This window comes from Streptomyces sp. ADMS, assembly GCF_033441795.1.
GTDB lineage: Bacteria > Actinomycetota > Actinomycetes > Streptomycetales > Streptomycetaceae > Streptomyces.
This window is the reverse complement of record NZ_JAVFVX010000097.1, coordinates 19,423-28,210: the sequence shown is the minus strand read 5'-3', so window position 1 is coordinate 28,210 and position 8,788 is coordinate 19,423. Positions and strand designations below refer to the sequence as shown.

Annotated in this window: 7 protein-coding genes and 2 pseudogenes; 3 read left to right on the top strand and 6 right to left on the bottom strand. The window is 68.2% G+C overall.

Going from position 1 to position 8,788, the window contains the following annotated elements; translation table 11 throughout:
- Both RB628_RS31115 and RB628_RS31110 read right to left on the bottom strand, forming a co-directional pair.
- Positions 1-183, bottom strand: a pseudogene (locus tag RB628_RS31115) (hypothetical protein); the annotation flags it as partial.
- Positions 184-347: 164 nt separating this feature from the next.
- Complete coding sequence (locus RB628_RS31110) at positions 348-1,712, bottom strand: pyridoxal phosphate-dependent decarboxylase family protein (RefSeq protein WP_318323926.1); 1,365 nt, start codon at positions 1,710-1,712, stop codon at positions 348-350.
- Positions 1,713-1,828: 116 nt separating this feature from the next.
- Between RB628_RS31110 and RB628_RS31105 the strand changes: the two genes are divergently transcribed.
- The 3 genes and pseudogenes from RB628_RS31105 (at position 1,829) to RB628_RS31095 (ending at position 4,371) form a co-directional block, all read left to right on the top strand.
- Entirely contained in the window at positions 1,829-2,320 is a 492-nt protein-coding gene (locus RB628_RS31105; RefSeq protein WP_318323925.1) for a MarR family winged helix-turn-helix transcriptional regulator, read from the top strand.
- 346 nt (positions 2,321-2,666) lie between these two features.
- A pseudogene (locus RB628_RS31100) lies at positions 2,667-3,058 on the top strand (MarR family winged helix-turn-helix transcriptional regulator); the annotation flags it as partial.
- A 902-nt stretch (positions 3,059-3,960) separates the two neighbouring features.
- On the top strand, positions 3,961-4,371 hold the full coding sequence (locus RB628_RS31095; protein WP_318323924.1) for a hypothetical protein: 411 nt from the start codon (positions 3,961-3,963) through the stop codon (positions 4,369-4,371).
- A gap of 61 nt (positions 4,372-4,432) precedes the next feature.
- Here the strand turns inward: RB628_RS31095 and RB628_RS31090 are convergent, their stop codons facing one another.
- The 4 genes from RB628_RS31090 to RB628_RS31075 form a co-directional block, all read right to left on the bottom strand.
- A complete protein-coding gene (locus RB628_RS31090; RefSeq protein ID WP_318323923.1) occupies positions 4,433-4,741 on the bottom strand; it encodes a hypothetical protein in 309 nt (102 codons plus the stop codon).
- Between the two features lie 478 nt (positions 4,742-5,219).
- On the bottom strand, positions 5,220-6,182 hold the full coding sequence (locus tag RB628_RS31085) for a PmoA family protein (protein ID WP_318323922.1): 963 nt from the start codon (positions 6,180-6,182) through the stop codon (positions 5,220-5,222).
- Complete coding sequence (locus RB628_RS31080) at positions 6,179-7,294, bottom strand: Gfo/Idh/MocA family oxidoreductase (protein ID WP_318323921.1); 1,116 nt, start codon at positions 7,292-7,294, stop codon at positions 6,179-6,181. Before RB628_RS31080 ends, RB628_RS31085 begins: the two co-directional genes overlap by 4 nt.
- 87 nt (positions 7,295-7,381) lie before the next feature.
- Positions 7,382-8,686, bottom strand: a complete 1,305-nt coding sequence (locus tag RB628_RS31075) for a sugar ABC transporter substrate-binding protein (RefSeq protein WP_318323920.1) — start codon at positions 8,684-8,686, stop codon at positions 7,382-7,384.
- Positions 8,687-8,788 lie beyond the last annotated feature (102 nt).

Sequence of the window (8,788 nt, the reverse complement as noted above, 5' to 3'; positions counted from 1 at the left end):
CACGACCCGCGCACCGCCGAGGAAGCCCACCGAGACGACGCGGGTGGTGCGGCCTATCGGTAGCACGCGGCAGGGGAATTCCCCGCGGCGAACAAGGTCGTAGCTCTTCGATCTCGACAAGTCGGCCTGGGCGGCGTCCTGGACGTGCAGTGGGGCTATGTCCTGCGCCCGAGGGTTGTTCACGTTTATCTGTCGTGTTTCGTAAGTGTCTGATCAAGTCGTCGGCTCGTGGGATCCTGGCCCTGGAGCAGACCGAAGGTGGGGCCCGTTGCGCAGGCGCGATCCTTCTCGTAGCCGGGAACAGGTCGCGACGATTCAGCGGCAGGACAGCAGCACTATGCCGGTGGTCAGCGAGCTCGGGCGAGGTGTTCGATCCGGTTGTGCAGGTGCTCGACGTGGTGCTCGGACTCTGGCTTCATCAGAACGCTCCGGAGGATCCGGGCTCCGTCGATGTCTGCGGCGATCTGAGGATGGCGTGCGGTGAACTCCTCGCGGTCAGCCCTGAGGGTGCTCAGGAACACCGGGTCGGGGCTGTTCATGCCGTCGGTGAGGATGCGGGCGGAGGCCGCGTCGATGCCGGTCAGGGTGGCCGGTGCGACGACGGGGAAGTAGCTGACAATGTCGAGCTCGGGCTGCTGGTAGAGCTCCAAGCACTCGGACGCGTCGATGAGGTCCGCCCACTTCAGCGCCGCGCGCCGGCCAGCCGCCAGGATCTGGCCGATTCCATCCGGTGTGGGCGGCAGGAGTTGGAAGGTGAGCCACAGGGCGGCGGCGGAGGCGCCGGCGCGCGAGCATTCCAGGCTGATCTCACCGAGGTGGAGTTCGGCGGAGGTGAAGTAAGTGTAGGGCGAGTCGTGGAGGTAGAAGCGGCCGACCTCGGGGTCGCGGAAGAGGATCGCGCCACAGCCGTAGGGCTGGAGGCCGTGCTTGTGGGGGTCGACCACGACCGAATCGCATCGTGCGATGGCTCTCCAGGGCTCCGCCGGCAGCCCTTCGGAGCCGTCGGCGCCGGCGAGGAGAGTGAAGAAGCCGCCGTAGGCCGCGTCGACATGAACGCGGACACCGTGCCGCTCGGCGAGGGGAAGGACCTTGTGGACAGGGTCAACCGCGCCAAGCCCGGTGGTGCCGGTGGTGACAACGGCGGTGCCCACCTCCCCGGTGCGTAGGGTGTTTTCCAGTGCGTCGAGGTCCATGCGGCCGTGGTCGTCGGTGGGTACGGGGTGGCCCTTCACTCCCAGGACGTGGCACATGCGGCCGTGGGTGTAGTGGGCGTCCTCGCTGTAGGCGATGCCCCGGCCCGGGTGGAGTTCGCGGGCGACGAAGAGGGCTTCGAGGTTGGCGATCGTGCCGCTGGTGGTGAGGTGGCCGAGGTGGGTGTCGTAGCCGAACATCGAGGCGAGTTGGGCGACGGCCTCGCGTTCCATCGCCGCGGTGGCGGGACCGCCGTCCAGGGCGTGGTTGTTGGGGTTGATCAGCATCGTGGTGACGTAGCCGACCAGGGCGGCAGGGTGCGGGGGCTTGAGCATCTGGCCCGCGTAGTGCGGGTGGAAGAAGGGGTAGTTGTCCTTCAGCCGTCCCGTGAGTTCCCCGAAGGCGGCGGCGAAGCGGTCGTCGTCCACCAGAAGGGAAGGGTGGGCCTGGTAGGGGCCGAAGGTGTCGGCCCAGTCCTGTATCGCGTGGGTGGCTCGGCCGAGCCAGTGCTGCAGATCCACTGCTTTCCCTCTCTCCGGTGACACGAAGGCCCACCATACAATTTCATTGACTAGTCAGCAATTGATTGCTCAGTAATTAAGGTGGCAGTAGGTGAGATTGCAGTAAAGTCAGAGCGATGGACGTCACGCACCGACAGGACGACGAAGCCGCTGCCCGCGCGGCCAACAGCCGGGTCGTGCGCGACTTCGGGCTGCTGATCAAATCCGCCACCCGCCTGGAACGGCGGATCGACGCCGACCTTCGGCGGGAGTGCGGGATCAGCCACACCATGCTCGAAGTACTCATCCGGCTCTGCCGGAAGCCCGGGGAGGAGGTCTCCCAGCGGCAGCTGGCCAACGACCTCACCCTCACCAGCAGCGGCACCACCCGCCTGATCGACCGCATGGAAGAGGCCGGCCTGGTTCGCCGCGCACCGTCTCCCGGGGACCGGAGGGTGGCCCTGGTGGAACCGACCGCCCATGGCCGCACGGCATTCCTGCGTGGCGCGGACGTCCATGCTCGTGTGGTGGAGGAGTTCTTCATCAAGCCGCTGGCGGCCGACGACTACGCCCGGTTGACCAGGGCGCTGAGCGAGATCGACAAGGCATTGCGCGACGACGCCGGGTGATGGAGCTCTGAATCAGGGAAACCGCACACCGGAGTTGAATCGCGTGGAGCTGCTGTGGGCCCACGCCAAGGAGGAGATCGCAAACCGGACCTTTCGTTCTATGGGTGATCTGCACCGGCCGCCCGCAGCGCCCTCCGGTGCATTCGACGCCACCCCGAACCCCTCCGGGCATTCCTGGAGGGAACCGGCCGCAGTGGCCGAGCGGCCGAGGCGTCCGCGGCATCCCGCGAGGCAGGTGGGCGATGTCCGCCTCGACTGCGGTCCCCGCGTGCTGATACTGCTCGCCGTCCGGCAGGGCGCCAAGTCGAAAGGTTCACCCGATCCCCCACGGTCCCGTGACGCCTGGCTGGAGTGCATCCTCGGGCGGTCGCTGGAGTTGGAGTGCGGCATCAGCCATCTGAGTTCGAGGTGCTGCTCATCCTCGGGCGGGCGGGTGATCCCGGGCTGTCGATGCGGGCCATCGCCCAGGAGCAGGTGCTGACCACCGGCGGGGCGACGCGTCTGGTGGACCGGATGGAGGCGGCCGGGCTGGTGGAGCGCGCCGAGGATCCGAGCGACAGGCGCTGGTGGCTGGTACGGCTGACCCGGTTGGGGGAGGAGACCATCGTGCGGGCGTCCCGGGAGAACATCCGGCGTTACTTCCTGGCGCCGCTGCCTCCCGGGGACCGGGAGCGGTTCGCCGAGGACCTGCGGATCCTGAGCCACTCCGCACGGGACGAGCTGCCCCTCCTGCCCTGAACGGCCTCGAGGGAAGAGCTCGTATGTCCCACGCCGGGGTTCCCCGAACAGTCCCTCCGCCTCGGCGCAGACGCCCCAGGCATGGCAGTGCTCCGTCCCGGTCAGCGTGTATCGTGCCCGCCCGCGATCGTTCTCGTCCTCATGCACGGGGGAAATCATGCCCGGACCCGGCTTTCGCGGCGCAGCCCTTTTCCGCACGGCCGGGGCGAAACCTTGGGCCGCCGAAGTGAAGTGCGATCCGTGCTCGCCACGCCGTAGCGTCCTGGGATGAGCAGCTTCAACACGCACCGGAGACGGGTCTACGACGAGGGCCTGCCCGCGCGTGTCCGGCATACAAGTCTGCGGTCCTGCCTCGTCCACTTCGGGCCCTACGGCTTCCGAGCCGCCTATCACTACGTGCGTCAGCGCGGGTATTCCCAAGGATCTGGAGAAGGATCCGAGCTCGCTGATGCGTGCCGTCGAGGAGTTGCACCATGCCCGACAGCTGTGGCTCGCCGATGAACGTGCCTACGCCTGCAGTCGCCGAGCGGACAAAGCGCGTGGCATTCGGCAGGTGAAGGCAGACGAGTCCTGGCGAGACTGGCAGCGTGGGTGGGGGAACATCGCCTACTGTCCGGAGCCGACAATCCATCCCGGCGAGCCGCTGCCAGTGGTCGTCGACGTGCCGTGTATGCGGAAGCCGGGACAGCGCCAGCGCCTGGCATGACGGCGTTTACCGGATCCATCAGCTGGGCAGGGAATGCGGGGTCAGACTCGCGGTGCAGTGGGCCGACGCGCCCGACCCGCTGTTCGCGGCCGATCACGCCCGGCTGGGGAAGGAAATCTGGAGGCTGCGCAACGAATCTCCTCGCAACCCGAGCTGAGTTGGGTGTGGCTGCTCGGCCGTGCCAGGGAGCCGCCTCTTGGACGAAGGCGGTCGTCCAGGCGAGGTCGTCGCCGACGACGGAGGCCGCGAGGCTACCCCGGCCGCGCGCCGCCAGGTCCGTCACGTGAGCTGTGGCGTCCGGGTCGGCGGAGACGAGAAGGGTGTCGAGGAACGCCCCTCGTCCGGAGTCGGCGTCGATCACGCGCACCTTCCCGGGGTCGCCGTACTGCACCTGTTGGACTCGATGAACATGGCGCAGACCACCGGCCACGGATCGCCGCTCGCGGCCCTGAAGCACGGGGGCCCCGGCCGGGCCGGCGGCGGATCGGAGATGGCAGGCACCCGTGGTGTCGTGGACCTGATGCAGCGCACGGCACTGCAGGCCTCGCCTCGGGTTCTCGACTCGCTGCGGAGCGCCCCGTCGTCCTCGCCTGCCGACTACGACTGACGTCATGCGGGCCGGACGGACACAGCCCGAATGACATGACCCCATCCGACTGGTTGGCCCATCAGTGAGGCGCTGCTGGCGGGGGAGCCGCAGACGACTTCATCACGACTGCCTCGACGGAGTGTGTGCCTTCGGACCCTCTCAGCAGTTGGGAGAGGTACGGCTGCAGCTCCAAAAGTGAGAGACGGCGGCAGTCCGCGACCAGTTCGGCAGCGATGGCCGCGAGCGTCCCGCGATGCTGGATCAAGGCTTGGGCCAGGTGGTCCACGATGCACAGGCGGCGCAGGCCGCGAGAGGCGACGGCCAGCTCCGGGTCGAGTTCGTGCAGGAAGCAGCGCAGCCTGTTGCCGATTGCGGTGCGCTGGGCCACCGGACGCCGTTGGTCGACCAGCAGTTTGATGTCCCGAATCGGGCCGTCCAGGCATGCCTTGGGCAGGTGTCGGGCTCGAGCGGAGCGACCCGGGCCACCGCCTCGGCGTCAACCGGGTCGGATTTCCCGCGCTCCCGGGCTGAGCGTCGTGCGCCGGCCATCAGCCGGGTGTGAACCCGCACCACCGCGTGCCCACTGTCGAGCAAGTCGGCCTCGTACCGGCGGGTCATGTGGCGGCAGTCCTCGACGAGCCGGTACCTGTGGCATCAACGTATGAAAGGTGACGTAGGCGGGGGCCGTCCTGCGTTCGAGCGGACAATCAGGGCCGCCATCATGCTTACGTGTCTGGTACTTCCTCGCTGCCGTTCGCAGGCACTTGCGTCTACGGCGATCGCAGCAGCCGGGGTGGCGAGGAAGGCGTGCACTCCCTGGTGAGCGGGGAGCGCACGCCGGGGCTTGCGTAGCGAGCAGGGTCGGCTCACCCTGCCGCGAAGCGCCCTGAAGAGGATTCTGCGGCACGTGCGGACGGAGTATCCGACCGTGTGAGCGCCCGGCGTACCGCGTCGGCGAGTGCGGGAGCCGCGCTCGCGTCGGCGTCGGCGATACCCACCCCATAACGGAACCGCACGGTCGCGCCGTCCTCGACGGTCAGCTCCTCGCTGAAGAACGGTGCCGGATTGAGGCAGGCGAACTCCGCGGTCCGGGCGAACCACTGCGGTGGGTGACTCGGGTTGGCCGCGTCGTCGACCATGAGTACGAGCGACTGTGCGTCCGTCTCGTCGTGGCGTCCCGCGAAACCCATCCACTCCATGCGCCGCCCGCGGACCTCGTCGCCACCCAGACCTTCCTCGGTCACGAACTGCCCGCCGGTGAACGACCGCGGGCCCCGCCAGAACAGGCCGCCGTAGCCTGCGTTCTCCCGCCCCTTGGTGGTCGGTGATCCCATGGCGACGTCCGTTCCGGAGACGTTCGTCATCCGCGTCTCGAACGTCAACGCCCAGGCGTGCGTGGAGATCAGCCTCGCTCGCAGCGTCCTGCGTTCGGTGAAGAACAGCGCGCCGGACTGGGTGGTCCAGTCCAGGTCGTGGGCGAACGTCGCCGTTCCGTCGGCCCTGTCCAGGTCGACGACCCGGCGGTGGGCCTGGGTTCCGTTGTTCTCCAGCTGGACGTAGAAGCGTCCGTGGATGTACGTGGGACCGCCCCAGAAATTCTGCTCGCCGACGTGGGGCAGGGACCACGCGATGCCCTTGTGCCACACGTGGTCGTGGGGACGGAACAGGCTGACCGCCTTGCCGGCGCGGGTGCGCAGGGGATGGATGTAGGGCTTGGGTGATTCCAGCTGGACGGTGTCCGGCTGGTACACGTAGCGGAACAGCTCGGTGCCGCCGTCGCGGACCGTGATTGAGGCGCCGAGGTCGTGGCGGATCTCAAGAGCGTTCATACCAGGGCCTCCTTGACCGGTTCCCACGGCACGGCGCCGCCGTCCATGCTGACCGCGAACGGGTCGTCGTCGGTCAGTTCGCCCGCTGCGACGGGGACACCGCGGAAGGCCGAGGCGTACGTCGCCGCCGCGAACTCCAGCGTGCGGCGCGCGTCCTGCAGACAGACGCCGGGTTCCTGTCCGGTCTCCCAGGCGTCGAACACGGCCTCGATCTGGAGCCTGTGGCCGCTCGTGATGTCCGGCTCGTCACCGTCGGCCCAGAGGGCCGAGAGCTCCTCGTGACCGGGGGCCGGCGTGAACCGCCAGTGCTCCTCGCGGTAGCCGTAGAGGTGCTCGAGTTCGACCGTGGCGTATTCGAAGTCGAAGCGCAGGCGCGAGGTCTCCCGGGGGGACAGCAGGGAGTTGACGACCGTGGCGAGGGCTCCGTTGTCGAACCGGACGGCGGCGACCGAGACGTCCTCGGTGTCCGTGGGCCGGGCCTGGCGTTCGGCGAGTGCGGTGATCAGCGACCAGGGGCCGAGGACCGACAGCATCAGGTCGAACTGGTGGATGCCGTGTCCCATCGTGGGACCGCCTCCCTCGACGTCCCAGCGTCCCCGCCACGGCACCTCGAAGTACGCGTCGGGCCGGTACCAGAGGGTCTCGCAGGCGGCGACCAGTGGCCGGCCCAGTGCGCCGGCGCGGGCCAGCCGGCGCAGGCGTACGGCCGCCGCGCCGTAGCGGTGCTGGAAGACGGTCAGGACCTTGGAGCCGGTCCGCTCCTGCACGGCGGCCAGGTGGTCCATCTCGCGCAGGCTCAGCGCCGTCGGCTTCTCCACCAGGGCGGTTACGCCGGCCTGCATCGCCATGGCGGCCAGGAATACGTGGGTCTGCGGTGGCGTACAGATGTGTACGAGATCGAGATCTTCGCTGTCCAGCAGAACCTGCGGGTCGTTGAAGACGTGCGGCACGGAGAATCGGTCGGCGAACTCGGCGGCGCGGGTGGGGTCGACATCGGCGACGGCGACCAGCCGGGCGCGTTCGGAGAGTTCGGTGAGGGCTTCGGCATGAGCGTGGGCGATACCGCCGGTGCCGATGATGGCCACGCGGTACGGCGGCCGGGGGCTGGGCATGAGTGTTTTCTCTCTCTTGGTTCCTGGCCCACTTCTCGTGGGGCTCCCGGGGGCCGTGGGCAGCGGCGACGGCCCCCGGGGAGGAGGTCACTTGGCCGCGTCGATCTCGCCCTGGAGCTCCTTGATGAAGGCCTTCGCGGCGGCTTCGGGCGAGGTCTTCTTGAAGTAGACCTCCTGGCTGTAGCGCTGCAGCTGCGGTTCGATGCCGCTTCCGCCGTTGGGGGTCACGACCGGCGACTCACCCGGGGTCACCGCGTTCATGTAGTCGGCTGCCGCCTTGTCGGTCCCGGCCAGACCCGGCTGGAGGTGCTTCAGCATCTCCTTGTTGGCGGGGATTCCGCGCTCCGTCTTGAGGATGTCGGCGGCCTTCTGGTCGTTGAGCATGAAGTTGACGAACGCGGCTGCCTCGGCCGGGTGCTTGCTCTGACTGGAGACCGCCCAGTACATCGAGGGCTTGAAGAAGTTCGCCTTGGTGTCGCCGACGCGGGGCAGTTGCAGCAGCTTCAGGTTGGCGCCGGTCGCCTCCTGCAGCGCGGTGACCTGCGTGTTGTAGGCCCCCATCATGGCCGCCTTGCCGGTGGCGAAGCTGCCGGCGGTGACACCGGCGGTCAGGTCCTCGACCATCGTCGAGGCCTTGGCGCTGGCCCCGGAGGAGACCAGGTCCAGACCGTACTTCCACATGCCGGCGAGGGTCTCGGGCTGCAACGAGACGTTGCCGTCCTTGTCGAAGAGGTTTTCGCCCTGCTGACGAGCCCAGTACTTGAGACTGCCGGCGTCGAATCCGGGTGCCCCGGCTACACCATGGATCCTGCCGTCGCTCTTGTCGGTCAGCTGCTTCCCGATCTTGGCGTAGTCGTCCCACGTCCACGTCTTGTCGTCGGGAAGCTTCACCCCGTACTTCTTGAACAGGTCGGTGTTCACGACGACGGACATGACGCCGATGCCGACGGGAATCGCGTACTGTGTTCCGTCGACCTGACCGGTGGCCAGGGCCTGGTCGTCGAACTGCGAGGTGCTGAGGAGCTTCTTGGCCTTGCCGAGGTCGTACAGCGCTCCGCGGTCTGCGTACGACGCGAGATACAGCTCGTCCATCTGGACGACGTCGGGAGAGTCCTTGGCCGCGGTCGTCGTGGCGAGCGCGTCCCAGTAGCCGTTCCAGTCCTTGTACTGACCCTTGACCTTGATATCGGGGTACTTCTTCTCGAACGCCGCGATGACCTCGTTGGTGAGCTGGGCGCGGGCGTCGGCTCCCCACCAGGTGGCGCGGATGGTGACCGGCTTGTCGCCGAGCTCGGGAGCGGATCCGGTGCTGCCGCCGGAGCAGGCGGTCAGTGCGAGCGAGAGTGAGGCGACCGCTCCGATCGCGACGCGTCTCAAGGGGCTGGGGTTCATGTGCTTGTCCTGTTCTTGATGGGGTGGGTCGGGTTGGTGGCTGCGGTGCTCCCGAGCGGTCAAGGGTCGGTCGCCTCCGCATGTCCGGCAGTGGCCCCGCAG